The 17710-nt window shown below is 63.3% G+C and carries 16 protein-coding genes; 4 read left to right on the forward strand and 12 right to left on the reverse strand.

The features are described from left to right. Nucleotides 1-113: 113 nt before the first annotated feature. The gene (locus NLY36_RS23695) at nucleotides 114-1010 is read left to right on the forward strand and encodes an NAD(P)/FAD-dependent oxidoreductase (protein ID WP_023735699.1); all 897 of its coding nucleotides are present in this window, start codon (nucleotides 114-116) and stop codon (nucleotides 1008-1010) included. Between the two features lie 332 nt (nucleotides 1011-1342). On the opposite strand, the gene NLY36_RS23700 is transcribed toward NLY36_RS23695, so the two are convergent. From NLY36_RS23700 to NLY36_RS23710, 3 genes are read right to left on the reverse strand one after another with little or no spacing between them, the layout of a single operon-like run. Continuing rightward, nucleotides 1343-2125 (reverse strand): alpha/beta hydrolase, encoded by a 783-nt coding sequence (locus NLY36_RS23700; protein WP_348524904.1) that lies wholly within the window; start codon nucleotides 2123-2125, stop codon nucleotides 1343-1345. Nucleotides 2126-2166: 41 nt separating this feature from the next. Then, nucleotides 2167-3615, reverse strand: coding sequence for an NAD-dependent succinate-semialdehyde dehydrogenase (locus tag NLY36_RS23705; protein WP_245260238.1), 1449 nt, complete (start codon nucleotides 3613-3615; stop codon nucleotides 2167-2169). 60 nt (nucleotides 3616-3675) lie between these two features. Further along, complete coding sequence (locus tag NLY36_RS23710) at nucleotides 3676-4905, reverse strand: iron-containing alcohol dehydrogenase (RefSeq protein WP_023735696.1); 1230 nt, start codon at nucleotides 4903-4905, stop codon at nucleotides 3676-3678. Between the two features lie 172 nt (nucleotides 4906-5077). Here NLY36_RS23710 and NLY36_RS23715 point away from each other — a divergent pair, with 172 nt between their 5' ends. Both NLY36_RS23715 and NLY36_RS23720 read left to right on the forward strand, forming a co-directional pair. Then, nucleotides 5078-5776, forward strand: a complete 699-nt coding sequence (locus NLY36_RS23715; protein ID WP_023704694.1) for a GntR family transcriptional regulator — start codon at nucleotides 5078-5080, stop codon at nucleotides 5774-5776. A 158-nt stretch (nucleotides 5777-5934) separates the two neighbouring features. Continuing rightward, nucleotides 5935-6528, forward strand: coding sequence for a DJ-1/PfpI family protein (locus NLY36_RS23720; protein WP_023667783.1), 594 nt, complete (start codon nucleotides 5935-5937; stop codon nucleotides 6526-6528). Nucleotides 6529-6798: 270 nt separating this feature from the next. Here the strand turns inward: NLY36_RS23720 and NLY36_RS23725 are convergent, their stop codons facing one another. From NLY36_RS23725 to NLY36_RS23740, 4 genes are all read right to left on the reverse strand, one after another. After that, nucleotides 6799-7431: a class I SAM-dependent methyltransferase gene (locus tag NLY36_RS23725; protein ID WP_023682749.1), complete on the reverse strand. Its 633-nt coding sequence runs from the start codon at nucleotides 7429-7431 to the stop codon at nucleotides 6799-6801. A 137-nt stretch (nucleotides 7432-7568) separates the two neighbouring features. Further along, nucleotides 7569-8168: an NADPH-dependent F420 reductase gene (locus NLY36_RS23730; RefSeq protein ID WP_023695174.1), complete on the reverse strand. Its 600-nt coding sequence runs from the start codon at nucleotides 8166-8168 to the stop codon at nucleotides 7569-7571. Nucleotides 8169-8200: 32 nt separating this feature from the next. Further along, nucleotides 8201-8953 carry an SDR family NAD(P)-dependent oxidoreductase gene (locus NLY36_RS23735; RefSeq protein WP_023735695.1) on the reverse strand — a complete coding sequence of 251 codons (753 nt, stop codon included), beginning with the start codon at nucleotides 8951-8953 and terminating at the stop codon, nucleotides 8201-8203. 50 nt (nucleotides 8954-9003) lie between these two features. Then, nucleotides 9004-9738 (reverse strand): SDR family NAD(P)-dependent oxidoreductase, encoded by a 735-nt coding sequence (locus tag NLY36_RS23740; protein ID WP_023699875.1) that lies wholly within the window; start codon nucleotides 9736-9738, stop codon nucleotides 9004-9006. 229 nt (nucleotides 9739-9967) lie between these two features. Here NLY36_RS23740 and NLY36_RS23745 point away from each other — a divergent pair, with 229 nt between their 5' ends. Continuing rightward, nucleotides 9968-10864, forward strand: a complete 897-nt coding sequence (locus NLY36_RS23745) for a LysR family transcriptional regulator (RefSeq protein ID WP_023667788.1) — start codon at nucleotides 9968-9970, stop codon at nucleotides 10862-10864. Between the two features lie 131 nt (nucleotides 10865-10995). Here the strand turns inward: NLY36_RS23745 and NLY36_RS23750 are convergent, their stop codons facing one another. Genes NLY36_RS23750 through NLY36_RS23770 form a run of 5 tightly spaced genes read right to left on the reverse strand, consistent with a single transcriptional unit; the run spans nucleotide 10996 to nucleotide 17640 of the window. Beyond that, the gene (locus NLY36_RS23750) at nucleotides 10996-12588 is read right to left on the reverse strand and encodes an indolepyruvate oxidoreductase subunit beta family protein (RefSeq protein ID WP_023735694.1); all 1593 of its coding nucleotides are present in this window, start codon (nucleotides 12586-12588) and stop codon (nucleotides 10996-10998) included. Beyond that, entirely contained in the window at nucleotides 12581-14734 is a 2154-nt protein-coding gene (locus tag NLY36_RS23755) for a thiamine pyrophosphate-dependent enzyme (RefSeq protein ID WP_023692297.1), read from the reverse strand. Before NLY36_RS23755 ends, NLY36_RS23750 begins: the two co-directional genes overlap by 8 nt. Before the next feature lie 44 nt (nucleotides 14735-14778). Next, nucleotides 14779-15261: a MarR family winged helix-turn-helix transcriptional regulator gene (locus NLY36_RS23760; protein WP_023667791.1), complete on the reverse strand. Its 483-nt coding sequence runs from the start codon at nucleotides 15259-15261 to the stop codon at nucleotides 14779-14781. Beyond that, nucleotides 15261-16832 carry a phytoene desaturase family protein gene (locus NLY36_RS23765; protein WP_023735693.1) on the reverse strand — a complete coding sequence of 524 codons (1572 nt, stop codon included), beginning with the start codon at nucleotides 16830-16832 and terminating at the stop codon, nucleotides 15261-15263. The genes NLY36_RS23760 and NLY36_RS23765 overlap by 1 nt, the downstream gene beginning before the upstream one ends. 16 nt (nucleotides 16833-16848) lie before the next feature. Then, nucleotides 16849-17640 carry a cyclase family protein gene (locus NLY36_RS23770; protein ID WP_023735692.1) on the reverse strand — a complete coding sequence of 264 codons (792 nt, stop codon included), beginning with the start codon at nucleotides 17638-17640 and terminating at the stop codon, nucleotides 16849-16851. Between the last annotated feature and the right edge of the window lie 70 nt (nucleotides 17641-17710).

Raw genomic sequence — 17710 nt, forward strand, 5'->3', positions numbered from 1 at the left:
GACAGTATCCAAATTCTCGGATTACGATACCATGTAGTTTCTGAAATGCGCAAGCCGATGGGTAGCTTTCAACCAGGTCCAACCAGCCCCTCATCCACAACACGGAGCCCATCATGGATGACGTCATCATCATCGGCGGCAGCTTTGCCGGTCTCGCCGGCGCCCTGCAACTCGGCCGTGCCCGCCGTAAGGTCACCGTTCTCGATACCGGCCTGCCGCGCAACCGCTTCGCCGGCCACTCGCATGGCCTGCTCGGCCACGATCACAAGCCACCGCTGGACATCCTGGCCGAGGCGCGGCGGCAGCTGGCGCGCTATCCCACGATCAAGCTGGTCAATGCCCGGGCCGACAGCCTCTCCGGGGCCATCGACGATTTCTCCGTCCTCACTGGCGATGGCGGAAGCCTCGGCGCGCGCCGGCTGATCCTGAGCTATGGCGTCGCCGACCAGATGCCTGATGTTCCGGGCTTTGCCGAAGGTTGGGGCACGTCCATCGTGCCCTGCCCCTATTGCGACGGCTTTGAAGTCGCCGGCCAGCATTGGGGCCTCGTCTGGTCCGGCCCACAGTCGATGAATCAGGTCAGGCTGTTCCACGATTGGACCGACAGGTTGACGGTCTTCGCTGATGGTCACGACATTCCGCCCGATATCCGGGCCGGTCTGGCGCGCCGCAACATACCTGTCGTCGACGGCCGGATCAGCGAGATCGCCCATCACGGGGGGCATAACGCCACCGTCAAGTTCGATACCGGCCCCAAGGTCGCGGTCGACATCCTGTTCGCGCATCCGCGCAACAAGCCGTCCGCAAGCCTGCATGAATCACTGGGCCTCGCCACGGTCGATACGCCCCTCGGCGTAATCCTCAAGGTCGACGAGCGCCGCGAAACCAGCATGCCCGGCATCTACGCCGCGGGCGACCTCGCCAACCCCCTCACGCCGCCATCGGTCACCCTGGCAATATCGCACGGCGCGATGGCGGGCATCTTCGCCCAGCAGTCGATGCTGGTGTGAGAGCGCAGATTCCCTTCTCCGGGGTGCCGCGGGCTATCATATTCTGAAGGTTGCGGGCCGGTGTTGCGGAACGTCGGCCCGCTCTCCCCTGAAGGGCGTCTTTGGCCGGCCAGCCTTGAGAACTCAACTGGGCTGCCTGCATGACGGCGATCGCCGACATCGGTTATCAAGCTCAATCACGCTGGAAAGCATGAACCACGTCGACGTCAACATCGCCGGCGGGCTTACGGTATGGCGACCGGTGCGGAAGATTTGCCACCGCTGTCGGCACCTCGATGCTGCGACGCTACTTTGAAGAACGGTCGCGCCCAGCAGCGCTTCTGGCGGAAGTCTCAGGCGGCCACGACGCGGGCCAGCAGTGACGCGGCCTCGGTACCAGCCAAGCCAAGGTCACGGACGCTGCTCATGTGATTGGCCCCACCAAGGGTGGTGCGCGAAACAGTCAGTCCCTGTGTGTCAAGGTGGTCCGTGAAGAGTGCGGCCTGGCTGTGGAACGGCGGCGCTTCATCGGCGCCGACCAAGATATCTACGCCCACGGATGGATCGAAACTGTGGTCGATCGGCGAGAATCGGCGGGCCTCCTCGTCGGTGATCGCGATCTCCGCGGCAAGGAACGACATCTGCAATGGCTTCAGGTCGTAAAGGCCGCCAAGCAGCAGCGCAGCTTTGATGCCGGAAGGCCGCTCGTCACCGTCGAAAAGCATTGTTGCCAGATGCGCACCGGCGGAATGACCGCTAACGGTCAGCAGGCCGGGATTGCCGCCATGGTGTGCGACATTGTCAAATACCCATCGCTTGGCGCGGCGCACCTGGTCGACGATCCTGGCCATCCTGACGGTCGGCATCAGCGCGTAGTCGACAATGACCGCGATCGCGCCTGCGTTCGTAACGGTCTCGGCGACGTAGGAATAGTCGCGCTTGGAGAACATGCGCCAATAGCCCCCGTGGATGAACATGTGCACCGGCAGGCGGTCCCGTTTGCCCTCGGGAAAGAACAGATCCACGGTTTCGGTGGCGTCAGCCCCGTAGGCGACATCGGCGACCATGGGAACATTCGCCCTGGTGTCCTCGCTTCTGCGAACGATCTCGGCGACCATGTCGTCGAACTCGACCACATGATCGCGAATGCGAAACGGATCTTTGGCGTGATGTCCGCTCACAGGGTCACGGCGATGTACTTGGCCTCCATGAACTCGGCAACGCCATGCTTCTGGCCGCCTTCTCGCCCCAACCCGCTTTGCTTGACTCCGCCGAAGGGCGCCGCCGGATCCGACATCAGGCCGCGGTTGAGCGCGATCATGCCCGACTCGATCTTTGATGCCACGCGCATTCCTCTGGCCAGGTCGCGCGTGTAGATGTAGGCCGCGAGACCGTATTCTGTGTCGTTGGCCTTGGCGATGACCTCCGCCTCGCTGTCGAAGCGCATGATCGGCGCCACCGGACCGAATATCTCCTCGTGGAGCATGGCGGCGTCGGCCGGCACGTCCTTGAGCACCGTTGGCGGATAGAAAAAGCCTCTGCCTTCAGATACGCCGCCGCCACACAGGATTTTGGCGCCGCGGGCAACGGCGTCCTGCACAAGCCGGTCGATCTTGTGCACAGCCTTCCTGGTGATCATCGGCCCGCATTCTGTGTCTGAGTCTGTGCCCGGGCCCAGGTTGAGTGCTGCCATGCGTCTGGTCAAGCCTTCCGCGAAAGCATCATGGATGCCGGCCTGGACGTAAAGCCGGTTGGCGGCCGTGCAGGCTTCACCGGCGTTGCGCATCTTGGCAACCATCGCACCGTCAAGGGCGGCTTCCAGGTCGGCGTCGTCGAAGACGATGAAGGGTGCGTTGCCGCCAAGCTCCATGGAACAGGAGATGACGTGTTTCGCGGCTTCGGCCAGCAGCACGCGGCCGACGCCGGTCGAGCCGGTGAAGGACAGCTTTCGCACGCGCGGATCGGCCAGCATGGCCGCCGTCACTGGCCCGGGGGTCGAGGTCGTCAGGACGTTGACGACGCCGGGCGGCACGCCGGCCTCCTCGTAGAGCGCCGCAAGCGCATAGGCCGTCAGCGGCGTCTCGCTGGCGGGCTTCAGGATCACCGTACAGCCGGCCGCCAGCGCCGGAGCGATTTTACGTGTCGCCATGGCGGCTGGGAAATTCCATGGCGTGATGAGCACGCAAATGCCGATGGGCTGGTAGTCGACAATGATCCGGTTCGCGCCCGAGGGTGCAAGGCCGAACTCGCCGCTGATGCGGACCGCCTCCTCGGCGTTCCAGCGGAAAAACTCAGCGGCGTAGGCGACTTCACCGCGCGCATCGCGCAGCGCCTTGCCGTTCTCCAGCGAGATCAGCGCAGCCAACGTCTCCATCCGTTCGGTCATCAGTTCGAAGCAGCGCCGCAGGATTTCCGATCTCCTGCGTGGCGGGGTCTCGCGCCAGCCGGCCGCCGCCTTCGCGGCAGCGTCGACGGCGGCGGCGGCATCAGTGAGCGTTGCATCGGGAACCGCAGCGATTACGGCTTCGGTCGAGGGATCGACCACTTCGATCACGCGGCCCTCCGATGAGGGGCGCCAGCGTCCGCCAATGTAGAGACCGTGCGAGACCGTGGCGTAGTCGAACATATCTTGATCCTCGTCGGATATGCCTGCGGCGATGTTCATTTTGGATGAGCTCCTGGTCGATCACATCGTGGTGGCGGACATGTCGCCGTCATAAGCAGCCCTGACCAGCTGTCGCATCGCGGTAAGGTCGAACGGGCGGGGATTGTTCTTGATCAACCGGTCGATGCCCAGCGCCTGCTCGGCCGTCCAGTCGATCTTGTCTTCGGGAAGACCCAGTTCGGCCAATGTCGGTGTGATGCCGATGGCGCCAAACAGCCGGCTCACCTCACGGATGGTGGCGTGCGCCAAGGCATCGGCGTCGCCGCCGCCCTGATGGGAAAGGCCGAGAGCAGTGCCGACTTCCGCAATCTCCGCGGCTGCTGCGGCCAGATTGTAGGTCATCACGTAGGGCAGCATGGTGGCGACCCCCAGGCCATGCGGGGTGTGGGTAAGCGCGCCAACGGGATACTGCACCGCATGGGCGGCGGCCGTTCCCGCCGTACCGAAGGCGCAACCGGCGGCCAGCGCTCCCATCATGACGTCGGCGCGCGCATCCTCGTCCGATCCGTCGCGATATGCCTTTTCCAGACTGCGGCCGAGCAGCCTGATGGCCAGAAGCGCGAAATGATCGGTCAGAGCGCTCTTGCCGATGAACACGTGCTGTTGCGGCAAATGAGGGTCGGCGCCGCGTTTGGCCGCTGTGAAGGCCTCGATTGCGTGCGTCAGCGCGTCGGCGCCGGCGATCGCCGTCAAGGACGGTGGACAGGTCACCGTCAGATCCGGATCGCAAAGCGCCACTGCCGCGATGAGATGCGGACTGGCGATACCCACTTTCAGCGTCCGATCCGGGTCGGAGATCACGGCGACGGGGGTCACCTCGGAGCCTGTTCCAGCCGTCGTCGGCACTGCGATTACCGGAAGGGTAGGGCCGGGTACCTTGAACTCGCCATAGTAGTCCTCGAGCTTGCCGCCATGGCTGAGCAGAAGTGCAGCGCATTTGGCCATGTCGAGGCAGCTGCCGCCCCCGATGCCGATCACCATGTCCGGCTTGAAATCTTTCGCTTGCGCAATGCAGGCGGCGACGCTGTCGCGCGGCACATCCGGCAGCGTTCGGTCGAAGACCAACGTCTCGATCGCCGCGTTGTGCAAGCCAGCGAGAATCTCGGCGAACTGCGACGTCGCCGCGAAGCGCTCATCGGTACAGACGAACGCGCGGCGCCCATATTTGGCGGCGATGGCAGGCAGGACATGGCGCTGGCCTTTGCCGAACAGAATCTCGCTCGGCAGGCGCGCCGCTGCAAACAAGCTCATGCACAAGATCCTGCGAAGACGGGTTGGAAGCCGACAGGCTTGGCTTCGTGCCAGAGGCCGACCTCGGCGCTGCAGGTCATGATCATGCGATATCCTCATAAAATCGTATAGGATATAGGATTGAGTTTCGCGGAGCATCATGTTAGTGGGTGGTTCTGTCAAGAGGCAAACGATGCAGAACACGGACCTGACGGTTGACAATGAAGCCCGTGCGACCGGTCGTATTCAGCGCGCCAACAGTCTGGCTGGCGACGTTTACGAAGCAATCTTCGCGCAGCTCATGTCTTTGAGGATTGCTCCGGGATCGCGCATCACCGTCGACAATCTCGTCAAGGAATTCAACGTCTCGCATACCCCCATTCGTGAAGCGCTTGGCAGGCTGGAGGGGGAAGGGCTGGTTCTGAAAACCCACCTGATCGGCTATCGCGCCGCCCCGCAAATCACCCGCCGGCGCTTCGACGAGCTTTACGAGCTGCGTCTATTGCTTGAACCTGCCGCCGCGGCCAAAGCCACCGCAACAATGGACGGCGAGCGCCTTGCCGCGCTGCAGGAGACGGCCGGCGTCATGGCTCGGCGGGTGGGGAAAGACGAACGCCTGCGCTATTCGAACTTCGCCCGTCAGGATGCGATCTTCCACGACAAGATCGTCGAGTTCGCCCAGAACGAACTCATTCGCGAGACGCTGAATCACCAGCATACCCACTTCCATATCTTCCGCCTGATGTATCACTCCAGGGTGACCGAAGAGGCGCTCGACGAGCACGAGGCTATTCTCGCTGCCTTTGCCGCGGGCGATCCGGACGCCGCCGAAAAAGCCATGCGTGCGCACATCGAAAATTCGCGGGACAGGCTCCTGCCTGCGTTCGAGTAGCCTGGCGATGTTGCTTGCCCGAGGCACCCTCAAGCGCGGCGCGCCGCTGTTCGCCCAGCCTGCCGCCTACGAATTCTACTCCCCGTTCTGAGCCGATTTCGATACCGGGAAGGAGGCGCAGTGCACCTCGCCCCTGAAACAAGCCGAGAGGAAAAGACATGCCAGCCAAAAAAATCCTGATGCTGACCGGTGATTTCACCGAGGAGTATGAAATCTTCGTCTATCAGCAGGCGATGGAAGCGGTGGGACACACCGTTCATGTCGTGTGCCCCGACAAAAGCGCCGGAGACATGATCAAGACATCGCTGCACGATTTCGAGGGCGATCAGACCTACACCGAAAAGCCCGGCCACAACGCGCTGATCAACAAGACCTTTGCCGACGCCGAGAAGCAGCTGAGCCAGTACGACGCTGTCTATTGCGCCGGCGGTCGTGGCCCCGAATACATCCGCACCGACAAGCGGATACAGGCAATGGTGCGCCATTTCCACGAGGCGAAAAAGCCGATCTTCACGATCTGCCATGGCGTCCAGATTCTGATCGCGGTCGACGGCGTCGTGCGCGGCAAGAAGGTGGCGGCGCTCGCCGCTTGCGAGCCGGAGGTGACGCTTGCCGGCGGCACTTATATCGATTTGTCTCCCACCGACGCTTATGTCGATGGGACCATGGTTTCAGCCAAAGGCTGGACCGCGCTTGCGGCGTTCATCCGTGAATGCCTGAAGGTGCTGGGAACGGAAATCCACCATTCTTGAACCGTTTGTCCCGGCGCATCCCTGAGGGGATGCGCCGGCTCCCTCAACGGCGCGGCGACTTCCGTCATTTCATCAAGTTCAGATCAGGAACCTGCGGCAGGTGTGCTCCAGAACCTTGTGCCATCATCACCTCGGACGCCTTCAAGGCGCTGCCGCATCGCGTGCGTGCACCAGCGCGCCATCCTCGTTGAGCTTTCCCAGCTTGACGGGTGCGAACCCGAGTTGATGGACTCAATGGGAGGTCGACATGAAGTCGGCGCCCGGGAGCTGTCAGGGCTTCACGAACCGAAACGCGAAGCGATCGGTCTCGCCCTTGATCGCGGGATCGAACACCTTGGTCGAGTGCGGGTCATCCTTATTCACCAGCACGGTGCTTTCCGCGTCCAGTACGAAGCCGGCCGCCTCCACCTCCTCGCCGACGAATGCAGGGTCGATCCGATGCAGCGACCGGGTGTCGCTCGTGCCCGACCCAGCGGCGGCGGCGTGGTCGACGATGACGTAGGACCCACCGGGTTTCAGCCGCTTGTAGACAGCTCGATTGAAGTCGGCCGCCGTCGCACCCTTCTTCTGGACCAGGGCGGTGTGAAGATCGTGGTAAAACAGGTGCAGCCATAGGACATCCGCTGGCGGCGTGACCTCCGGCATCGCGACGAGATCCGCCGAGGCGGCTTCGACGTTCTCTCGGCCCGGCTCCTTCGCGAGCGTTCGCATGAGGCCGACCGGATCGTTCTTGAAGTGGGCGACTTCGGCCGGCACGAAGCTGTAGACCCGCCCCTCTGATCCGACGATGTCGGAGAAGAGGCGCGTCCAGTCTCCGTCGCCAGGGTAGACGTCGATCACGGTGGAGCCCGCCTCGATTCGTGCGAACCGGATTAACTCGGATACCTTGGATTGGTCGTACATCGAAATCTCCTTAGGAGTGGATATTCTTCTCGGTGCTCATAGTGATTTCTCCATTTTGCTCGGATCGGATCGCGCTTGATCCGATCCGAGTTCCGATCGAGTGCGTGGTTTCTTTGCCGGTGGGGACGTCGCGCTCGTCAGTCGAATTTGACCAAGTCCTTGAAGATCAGATGACCCCAGCTGTCTCCGCGCGCCTGGACCAGCAGGCCACCTTCCGACACCCCGCCAAGCTTGATCGGCGCGAAACCGAGATTTTCCGCAAGCTCCCCAGTCTGTGTTGCGGCAGCATCATCGTCGCTTGCCAAGAACACGACCCTCCGGCCACCATGTACGGCCGGATCCTGATCAAGCACCGGGGCGACCAGATGGTTGAAGCCCTTGACCAGTTTTGCGCCAGAGAAGGCCTGCGCGATGAACTTGGAAGAAGGTTGTCCTCCCAGTTCCTCAGGGGGCACGCCATAGGCATTGGTCACATCGATGATCGTCTTCCCCTGCCAGGTGGGGAGCGCCTTCGCAACATTCGGGTGCGCCTCGAAGCGGACAGCCAAAAAGATGATGTCCGCCTTGATGGCTTCCGCCAGTTTTTTGGGGATGATGGTGGGTCCGATCGCGGCCGCATCGGCGGCAAAGCTTTCCGGGTCGCGTGTGGTTGCAACGGAAACTTCGATGCCGTTTCGGGCAAACGCCTTGGCAAGGGCCCGTCCGATATTGCCGAATCCTACGATTGCATAGTTCATAGTACTTCTCCGATCTGGTGCTAATGCCGGGGTCAGACTTGCGCCATGCCTCCGTCGACGGCGAGATCCACGCCGGTGACGAAAGAACTTTCATCGGAGGCGAGGAACGTTACGGCAGCCGCGATTTCCTCTGGTTTGCCCCTGCGACCCATTGGGATCTGTGACGCAAACTGGGCGGCCGCTTGCTCGGCTTGCTCAGGGGTAAGGCCAGTCGTTGTCTCCAAGGCCGGCGTCTCGATTGGTCCCGGACTCATTGCATTGACGCGGATTTTGCGGTCTTTGAATTCCAGTGTCCAAGCGCGCGCGAAGTTGCGTACAGCCGCCTTGCTCGCGGCGTAGGTACTAAACCCTGGAAGCCCCAACACGTTCGACACTGAAGAATTCAGGATGATCGAACCGCCGTCTTTGAACAGGGGAAGGGCCTTCTGCACCGTAAAGAACAGAGCCTTCACGTTCACATCGAAGGTCTGATCAAAATGTGCCTCGGTAGCGACGGCGAGCGGTGCGATCGTCCCCGCGCCGGCGTTGGCGAAGAGAATGTCGATATGACCATGTTTCACCTTCACGACGGCATAGAGGCGATCCAAATCTTCCAGGAGCGACACGTCACCCACGACCGTCGTAACGTTTTTCATGATGAAGGCTGCGGCCTCCTTCAACTCCTTCTCTCTTCGCCCGGTAATCACGACGCGCGCTCCTTCTTCTACGAAGCGCTTGGCTGTGGCCAATCCGATCCCGCTGCTTCCGCCCGTGATGACTGCGATCTTGCCTTCGAGTTTTTTCATAATTCTTTGTCTTTCGTTGCGCACGGGCCAGGTACGGACCGCGCTGGGGGTCAGAGTTGAGCCAGGCCGCCGTCGACGGCGACCTCGCTGGCGGTCATGAAGCTGCTGTCCGGCGACGCGAGAAAGGCGGCCACGGCCCCGATCTCCGCCGGATCGGCCATGCGCTGGAGCGGGGTCATCGCGCCGTAGGCCTTCTGGCCTTCCTCGCCTAACGCCTCCTTCGCGAGTTCGGTCGCCGTCGCTCCGGGCGACAGCACGTTTACGCGGATGCCGGTGCCCTTCAGGTCTTCCGCCCAGGTCCGCGCCAGGTTGCGCACTGCCGCCTTGCTCGCGCTATAGGCAGTGAACCCCGGAGCGCCCGTGGTGCCGGCGCTCGACCCGGTCAGGATGATCGAACCGCCCTGGCTCATCAGCGGCAGCGCCTTCTGGACCGTGAAGATCGTACCCTTCACATTGGTGTCGAAGGTTTCGTCAATGTGCCTGGCGGTGATCTGGCCGAGCGGAAGCGGGCTTCCCGCCCCGGCATTGGCGAAGACGATGTCGAGGCTTCCGCGCTCGGCCTTCACCGCAGCGTAGAGTCGGTCGAGGTCGGCCTCATCCGAGACCGAGCCCATAACCGCGCGGGCATTAGGCCCAAGGTCAGCCACGGCGGCGTCGAGCGCTTCCTGCCGGCGGCCGAAGATGAAGACGAAGGCGCCCTCCTCGATAAAGCGCTTGGCTGCGGCGCGGCCGATGCCCGTAGCGCCGCCGGTTATCACAGCGGTCTTTCCATTCAGTCTGTTCATGTCATGCATCCTTCGTTTCGCCGTCTCGTGTCTTTGGCTGTACGGGAAAGTCCCGCGAGAGCCTCAAGATGGGTTCGCCGAAGTCGGGCGGTGAGTGCGCAATCGCGCACATCGCTGGTGCGAAAACGATCCAGTAGATGATTGAACGCCACGATGACCGCACGAACTTACGGCTGATCGTGTTAGTATGGGCTTTTGCAAGCCGCACTTCGCTGCGCAGGAATGCACCATGATCGACTGGGATGACGTTCGCTACTTTCTTGCTGCCGCGCGCGTAGGCTCGGTGCGTGCCGCCGCCGCACACCTCGGTGTGAACCACTCGACCGTGCTGCGACGCATCGCTCAGCTCGAGGAACGCCTCGGGGCGCAGATGTTCGAAAAGCTGCCTTCCGGCTACCGCCTGACGGCTGCGGGCGAAGAGGTCCTCGATCTCGCGACCCAGATGGAAGCGTCGTCGCACCAGCTGGAGACGCGAGTCTTCGGTCGTGACCAGAGCGCGCGCGGGCTTTTGCGGGTGACGCTTCCACCGTTCCTCGCCACACACCTGCTCATGCCGGATCTCGCCGACTTCGCGCGTTTGCATCGCGACATCGAGATGGAAATCTTGTCGTCCGGTGAGCTGGCAAATCTGACCAACCGAGAGGCCGACGTCGCGATCCGCATTGTCGCCGACCGCAAGACCCTGCCGCTCAATCTTCACGGCCTGAAGGGACCGGAGCTGTTCAGCGGCGTCTACATGTCTCGCGATCGACTAGCCGCGTGGCGTGCGGGCACGCCTGATCCCATCCGGTGGATAGGCATAGACAATCATGGAATTCCGGACTGGGCGCGCGAGGGAGAAGTTCACGTCACGGGAGTACCGTTCAGGACACCTGACGCCGAGACGCAGATCATCGCGGCGCACCAGGGGATTGGGATAACGAAACTGCCGTGCTTCGTCGGAGATGCCGACCCCCTGCTGGTGAGGGTGCCGGGGATCGACGTGCCCATGCATGGGACACTGTGGCTTCTCACGCAAGGCGAGACACGCAAGACGAAGCGGGTGCGGCTCTTCACGGAGTTCGTATCCCGCAGGCTCGCCGCGTACGCTCCGCTTCTCTCGGGGCTGTCCATATCGCGCGACTGACGCCCGGCAGGTCCGCCGGCAACGCTTCCCGCATCCGGGTGGAAGCCGAGCTGCGATCGCCTGAAGCGGCGTGTTCAATCCGCGAATCCAGTGGGAGTAGGAAACGGCGGCAGTAGCGTAGAGGTACCAGCCTAAGCTCGACCTCTTCCCACACCATGATCAGACAACGATGCCACCGTCTTCAGCGCGCCATCGAGCATGTCGCCTTTCTCGTCTTTCAGCGCAGCTTCGCGCAACCGTCTGATCCAGTCGGCAGCGTCATCGCGGCCCTTGACCAGATCGAGCGCCGACAGCACGCGATCGAATTTGGACTGGGCGCGGACGTGGGTGTCGCTGTAGCCCTTGATCAGCCGGCGGCAGTTCAGGATTTCGACGGCGAGCGCGTAATCCTGGGGCACATATCCAATTGCCAATGCATACCACCGCTCCAGATGCGCCGTCTCGACCTTGTGGCGCAACAGGCGCCGTCGCCAGCGGCGCAGGCCGCCGATGAACCAGAGGACCGCAAAGCCGGCAAAGCTGTCGGTGCGAATGCGCCGGCCATGGTTGATGCGACGATCAAGGAAAGCAGCGAGTTTCGGCCGGCTCTCAATGTAGTTGCCCAGCCCCGCCGGCAAGGTGCCGCAGAACTCCTCGATGCGCGGATGGAAATACTCGGTCACCTGCAGGATGGAGCCGTTCTTGACGCCGACCTCGCGGCGCACGCGCTGGGCGCGGGTCGAGCGAGTCTTGAGATCGGCGACGTGGATCATGTCGTCATAGCACAGGGCGTTGGCCAGATGCTTGGCGGCAGCGATGGACAATGCATGGGCATGGCCGGGATCATCAAGCGCAACGGCCTTGTCCAACCGGTCGAGATAGTCGCGGCCATAGGCGATGTCCTGGTAGTCGACGACCTTTCTCAGGCCCCGAAGCGCCATGTCGCGCACCGCCGCGGGCATCAGGTCGATGCGGGCGGCCAGCGCCTGCCAACCCTGCAGCAGGTTCTGCGGACCGCTCACGCGCCCTGCACCCGGAGCGGGGTCGACCGTGGCCGGTTCTGCCGGCTGTGGCGCGGGGGCCGTCGTACCGCGCGCGCGGTCGTAGGCGACGGCGAAGGCAGCGAGGCTGGCTTTCGCGCCTCGGCCGCCGGCGCCGATCGCTTGCTCATAGCTTTCACGCGTGAACGGCAATGCGTCGGAGCCGGCCAGCGCGCCAAGCAGACTGGCCGAGATCATTGAGCCATTGTCCGCGGCGATCTTTTCCATGTCGAAGGCGATGAAGCGTTTCGATGCAGCTTCCGCCGTCGCGCGTACCTTGGAAGACGAGGCCCGGCCGTCACCCGGCTCGATCTTTTCCGACACCGCGGCGATACGGTGCGAGGAGGTGATCAGCGTGGTGCGATCGGGCGTGACGAAGCCCCTGATGATGGCGCGGCCGGCTTCCATCAGCTCGGCGGCGATCAATATGTCGACATCGCCTTGCGAAGGCGAAAGGGCAAAGACCGGCAGCCGGCCGGTGTCGCGGGCCATCTCGACGTAATAGATCGTAGCGCCGGTGCGCTGGGCGACGCCGGCGACCGAGGTCGATTGCGCGACATAGGAATTGCGCTCGGCGACATCGGTGATCCAGTCGGCGAGCACGCCTCCGCCCTGGCCGCCGACCGCGAGCAAAGCGAGTTTGATCACCGGCTCGGTATCGGTGGCACCGGATTTCGGGCGCAAGGGCGAAGCCTGGTCAAGCATCGGCGAACGTCAACCTACGGCTCTCGCGGCGGCGCTGCATCAGGCCGATCACGGCGCGGCGAGCGCTTTCCAGGAAGCGGTCCCAGCGGCCCGGATTGTGCACGACATCGGCGCGGTAGAAGGATGGGCACAGCACGGCGGCGTCCGCCACCTCGCCGCAATTGCCGCAGCCGACGCAGCTCTGGTCGATCGATGCCACCGGATCGTCACGCAAGGGATCGTCGAGCGATTTCACCGACAGGGACGGGCAGCCGGACAGCCGCATGCAGGCGTGGTCGCCGGTGCAGATATCCTCATCGACGCCGAACTTCGGCTTGACGACGCGAGTCCCACCCTTGATCGCCTTGTCGACCAGCGGCTTTTCGCGGCGCTGGCGATTGAGCATGCATTCAGACGAGGCAACGATGACCTTGGGACCCTTTTCGTCCGTCGTCAGCGCCTCACGTAACGTGTCCTGCATCTTGGTGATGTCATAGGTGCGGTCGACATGGCGCAGCCATTTGACGCCCATGCCCTTCACCGCCTCGGTGATCGGATGCTTGGTCGACTTGGTCTTGTTGCCCGCACGCGACGACAGGATGTCCTGCCCACCGGTGGCGGCGGAGTAAAAATTGTCGACGATGACGATGACGCCGTCGTTCTTGTTGAAGACCGCGTTGCCGATCGAGGAGGTCAGGCCATTGTGCCAGAAGCCGCCATCGCCGACGAAAGAGATCGACCGCCGTTTGGCGTCGGGCGAATTGAACGCCGATGCCGATGCCGGCCCCAGCCCGTAGCCCATGGTGGTGGCGCCGAGCTCGAAAGGCGGCATGATCGAGAACAAATGGCAGCCGATGTCGGATGCGATGTGGTGGTTCCCGAGTTCCTGCTCGACCAGCTTTGTCGCGGCAAAAATCGGCCGCTCCGGGCAACCGATGCAGAAGCCTGGCGGACGTCCCGGCACGACGTTGATCAGGTCCGCGGCGTCAACGCCGTCGCCGACCTTGTTGGGCGCGCGCACCTCACCCGGCAAGAGATGCGGGGCCTCGGCGCGCAGGAAGGCGCCGATGCCGTCCAGCATGACCTGGCCGGTATATTCGCCGGCCATCGGCAGATACTCCTTGCCGACCAGCCTGGTGCCGCGCCCGGCCTTGTGCAGCATGGCGGCAAAGGCCTGCTCGATGTAGTTGGGCTGGCCCTCCTCGACCACGAGCACCGCCTGCTTGCCTTCGCAGAAGGTGAGGAACTCGTCATCGATCAGGGGATAGACGGCGTTGAGAACGTAGAGCGGCACATCCGTCTCGCCATAGGTGTCGGCAAGGCCGAGCCGCTGCAAGGCGCGGATGACCGAATTGTACATGCCGCCCTGCATGACGATGCCGACCGAGCCATGGTCCGAACCGAAGAATTCGTTGATCTTGTTCTTGGCGATGAACTCCACCGCCGCCGGCCAGCGCTTCTGCACCTTCTCCTTCTCGTGCAGGAAGGAGGCGGGCGGCAACACGATGCGGCCGGTGTCGCGGCGCGGCGCGTCGAGCGCATCGGCCACCGTCATCGGCGGGCGCTTGTTGTCCTTGGCGATGAAATGGCCATGCACATGGCAGCAGCGGATGCGCACCTGCAGCATCACCGGCGTGTTGGATGCCTCGGACAGCTCGAAACCATCCTCCACCGCCTTGACGATCGACGGCAAATTGGGGCGCGGGTCGAGTAGCCAGACCTGGCTCTTCATGGCGAAGGCATGGCTGCGCTCCTGCATGATCGAGGAGCCTTCGCCATAGTCTTCGCCGACGATGATCAGCGCGCCGCCGGTGACGCCGCCGGAGGCGAGGTTGGCCAGTGCGTCGGACGCGACATTGGTGCCGACGGTCGACTTGAAGGTCGCCGCACCGCGAATGGGGTAATGCACCGAGGCCGCCAGCATGGCGGTGGCGGTGGCTTCCGAGGCGCTCGCCTCGAAATGCACCCCGAGTTCGCCCAGAATCTCCTGTGCGTCGGCCAGCACGTCCATCAGATGGCTGATCGGCGCGCCCTGGTATCCGCCGACATAGCCGACGCCGCATTGCAGCAGCGCCTTGGTGATGGCGAGAATGCCTTCGCCCGCAAATTCCTCGCCGGCGCCGAGCCTGAGTTTTTCGACTTCCTTGGCAAAAGAGCGTTCGGCCATTTTTCCAACCTTCCGTTGCCGGCGGTGCGGCCGGCGCCTAACGTCTAGATGTCGTGCTTGCGAATGTTCTTCAGCATCTTCTGCAATGTGGCGATCAGCGCCGCGTATTCGGCGTCGTCGACATCGTCGAACATCGCCTCGAACGCGTCATGCATTGCCGGCCAGGCGCGCGCGAACTCGGCGCGGCCGTCATCGGTCAGGAAGACATGGCGGATGCGGCTGTCTGTGACGCCTTGCTCGCGCCGCACGAAGCCTTGCCCTTCCAGCGTGTCGAGCGTGCGGCTCAAGGTCGACTGCTCGATGACGGTGTAGACCGAGAGGTCGTTGACGGTGACACCGTCGGTGACCGACAGCACGGCGAGCGTGCGGACCTGCGGAATGGTCAGGCCCTGCTTGCGGAAATCGTCGCGCAAGGTGGCGTTGTAGCGCCCCATGATGCGGTTCATCAGATAGGGCGCGAATTGCTGCAGGCCGATCTGGCCAAGCGTCGAAATGCGCTGGCGTTTTTCTGCGACCTTCTGCTCCATCACAGCCTGCCCGCCAGAAGAAAGCCGGAGCCGCCGCCGAGCCCTGCACCCGGATGGGTGGAGGCGCCGATGTGATAGAGGTTTTTGATGCCGGTCTGATGGTTGCGGCTGGTCTTGAACGGCCGCCACAGGAACGACTGGTCGATGGTGGACGACCCGCCATACGGGTCGCCGCCGACCAGATTGATGTTCATCGCTTCGAGATCGGCCGGTGAATAGGCGCGGCGCGCAATCACGCTGCCCTTGAAGCCATCGATGTGGCTGGCGAGAATGGTTTCGACGCGGTCGGCGTAGGCTTCACGCAGCGCCTCGGTCCATTGTCCGTCAGCCGGTGCATGCAGCGTGCCTGCGGCGTCGCCCTTGATGTGCCTGGGCGCCTCGGGCAGTTGCAGCCACAGGATCGCCTTGCCCTCCGGGCAGCGCGACGGATCGAGCGCATGCGGCTGGCCGACGCAGATGGTCGGCACTTCGGGCAGCATGCCGCGCGCCGCCTCGTTGCAGGCTTTCGAGACGCCATCGAGCCCCGGCGTCAGGTGCAACAATGCCACCTGGTCCAGGCCAGCACCGCGCCATGCCGGCGGCTTGTTCAGCGCATAGTGAATCTGGAAATTGCCTTTGCCGTAGCGATATTTCTGTGTCGCTTCGACATCGGCCTTGGGAGCCTCGCTGCCGAGCAACCGGTGGTAAAGCTGCGTCGGCGTGACCGAACAGATGACGCTCTTGTTTGCTGTAATCGTTTCGCCCGAGGCGAGCCGTACGCCGGTCGCGCGGCCACCGCTCTGGACGATCGAGGCGACATCGGCGACGGTACGGATGTCGCCACCACGTTCCCTTATCAGAGCTTCGAAGGCGGTGAGCAGGGTCTTCGCTCCACCCTTGACGATCGGCGCCCCGGCCGCTTCCAGCGCGAAGGCAATGACCTTGGCGATCTGCCCTGAGAAGGCGTCTTCCGGTCCGAGCCCGGCGTGCAGCACCCAGGGCGCCCACAGCGCGCGGATTGTCTCGGACCGATAGGTGCTTTCCAGCCAGCTGCGCGCCGGCACCAGTGCTTCGCCGAGAAAGGCGGCAAGGCCGCGTGGGCTGCGCCGCCAGGCATCGCCGGCCAGCAGTTTCGCCGTCGGATAGGACCACAGGCTGCCGCCGAGCAGGCCGAACAACAGGCCGGCATTGCGCTCGATGCCGCTGACATCGTCCGCATACCGGTCGCCATCGTCGGCGGCAATCGCATTGATTGCCGCGACATTGGCGGCGCGGTTGGTGGTGAGCACTGCATGACTGCCGTCCGGCCGCAGCACGCCGGTTGGCGTGCCGGTGTGGCAGAACTCCAACCCATGCCGCGCGAGGTCGCCGCCCAATGCCGCAAAGGCCGGCGAGGTGATGAACAGCACGAAGGTGGTTGCCATCACGTCATGGATGAAGCCGGGTGCGGTGATCTCCTCGGTACGCATGCAACCGCCGATGCGGTTGTTGCGTTCGAGGATGAGCACCTTCGCGCCCTTGCCGCCGAGCATCGCCGCGCAGACCAGCGCGTTGATGCCGCTGCCAACGATGATGTGATCCGGCTGGCTCACCGTGGCGTGCTCTCACCTAGCCGTTGGATACAAGCGCCAGCGCGCGGATCGGGCTGCCGGTGCCATGTTCGATCTTGAGCGGTGCGGCGATCAGGATGGCGCCCTTCGGAGGCAACTGGTCGAGGTTGCAGAGGCTGGCGAGGCCATAGCGGTTCGCCTTGTGCATCAGCGTGTGGGCCGGAAATGGCGGCTCCATGCCGCCGGCCTTGCCGGCATCGGTGCCGATCGTCTCCGAGCCCCAGCCCTTGATGTCCTTGCTGATCAGATACTGGATGGCTTCGGCCGTCGGACCTGGCGTATGCGGGCCGGTCTCATTGGCGTTGAGGAACTCAGCCTCCGAACCATTGCGCTTGTACCAGTCGGTGCGCATCACCACCCACTCGCCAGGGCTGATGGCGCCATGCTTGGCCTCCCACGCCTTGATGTGGTCGACGGTGAGCAGGAAATCGTGATCGGCGGCGGCTTCCTTCGAGCAGTCGATGACATTGACCGGACCGACGAAATTCTGCGCCGGAATGGTGTCGGTGGCGCCGTCCGGATAGTCCTTGCCGCTGATCCAATGCTGCGGCGCATCGAAATGCGTGCCCGAATGCTCCCCAAGCTTCAGCCAGTTCCATGCCCACCACGGGCCGTTCTTGTCATAACGGGAGATGTTATGGATCTCGACCTTTGGCGTGTCGACGGCAAGCTCCGGCGGCAGCTTGATAAGAGGCGTATCGGGTCCGAGTTGCGCAGAGAGGTCGACCACCCTGATGGCGCCTGAAAGCAGCTGGCCGGCGACTTCGCCGAGGAGTTTTTGCGTGTCCATGGTCTGAAGTTCCCTCTTCTGGTGAAGATCAAGGCTCGTCTCGGCCCTTAATATCCTACTAGACGAAAAC

Source organism: Mesorhizobium sp. C399B, assembly GCF_030323185.1.
GTDB lineage: Bacteria > Pseudomonadota > Alphaproteobacteria > Rhizobiales > Rhizobiaceae > Mesorhizobium.

What these genes read in the sequence shown, in the direction of transcription:
- NLY36_RS23695 (WP_023735699.1), top strand. Translation starts at nt 114, where the DNA reads ATGGATGACGTCATCATCATCGGCGGCAGCTTTGCCGGTCTCGCCGGC.
- NLY36_RS23705 (WP_245260238.1), bottom strand. Translation starts at nt 3,615, where the DNA reads ATGTTCGACTACGCCACGGTCTCGCACGGTCTCTACATTGGCGGACGC.
- NLY36_RS23710 (WP_023735696.1), bottom strand. Translation starts at nt 4,905, where the DNA reads ATGAGCTTGTTTGCAGCGGCGCGCCTGCCGAGCGAGATTCTGTTCGGC.
- NLY36_RS23715 (WP_023704694.1), top strand. Translation starts at nt 5,078, where the DNA reads ATGCAGAACACGGACCTGACGGTTGACAATGAAGCCCGTGCGACCGGT.
- NLY36_RS23720 (WP_023667783.1), top strand. Translation starts at nt 5,935, where the DNA reads ATGCCAGCCAAAAAAATCCTGATGCTGACCGGTGATTTCACCGAGGAG.
- NLY36_RS23725 (WP_023682749.1), bottom strand. Translation starts at nt 7,431, where the DNA reads ATGTACGACCAATCCAAGGTATCCGAGTTAATCCGGTTCGCACGAATC.
- NLY36_RS23730 (WP_023695174.1), bottom strand. Translation starts at nt 8,168, where the DNA reads ATGAACTATGCAATCGTAGGATTCGGCAATATCGGACGGGCCCTTGCC.
- NLY36_RS23735 (WP_023735695.1), bottom strand. Translation starts at nt 8,953, where the DNA reads ATGAAAAAACTCGAAGGCAAGATCGCAGTCATCACGGGCGGAAGCAGC.
- NLY36_RS23740 (WP_023699875.1), bottom strand. Translation starts at nt 9,738, where the DNA reads ATGAACAGACTGAATGGAAAGACCGCTGTGATAACCGGCGGCGCTACG.
- NLY36_RS23745 (WP_023667788.1), top strand. Translation starts at nt 9,968, where the DNA reads ATGATCGACTGGGATGACGTTCGCTACTTTCTTGCTGCCGCGCGCGTA.
- NLY36_RS23750 (WP_023735694.1), bottom strand. Translation starts at nt 12,588, where the DNA reads ATGCTTGACCAGGCTTCGCCCTTGCGCCCGAAATCCGGTGCCACCGAT.
- NLY36_RS23755 (WP_023692297.1), bottom strand. Translation starts at nt 14,734, where the DNA reads ATGGCCGAACGCTCTTTTGCCAAGGAAGTCGAAAAACTCAGGCTCGGC.
- NLY36_RS23760 (WP_023667791.1), bottom strand. Translation starts at nt 15,261, where the DNA reads ATGGAGCAGAAGGTCGCAGAAAAACGCCAGCGCATTTCGACGCTTGGC.
- NLY36_RS23770 (WP_023735692.1), bottom strand. Translation starts at nt 17,640, where the DNA reads ATGGACACGCAAAAACTCCTCGGCGAAGTCGCCGGCCAGCTGCTTTCA.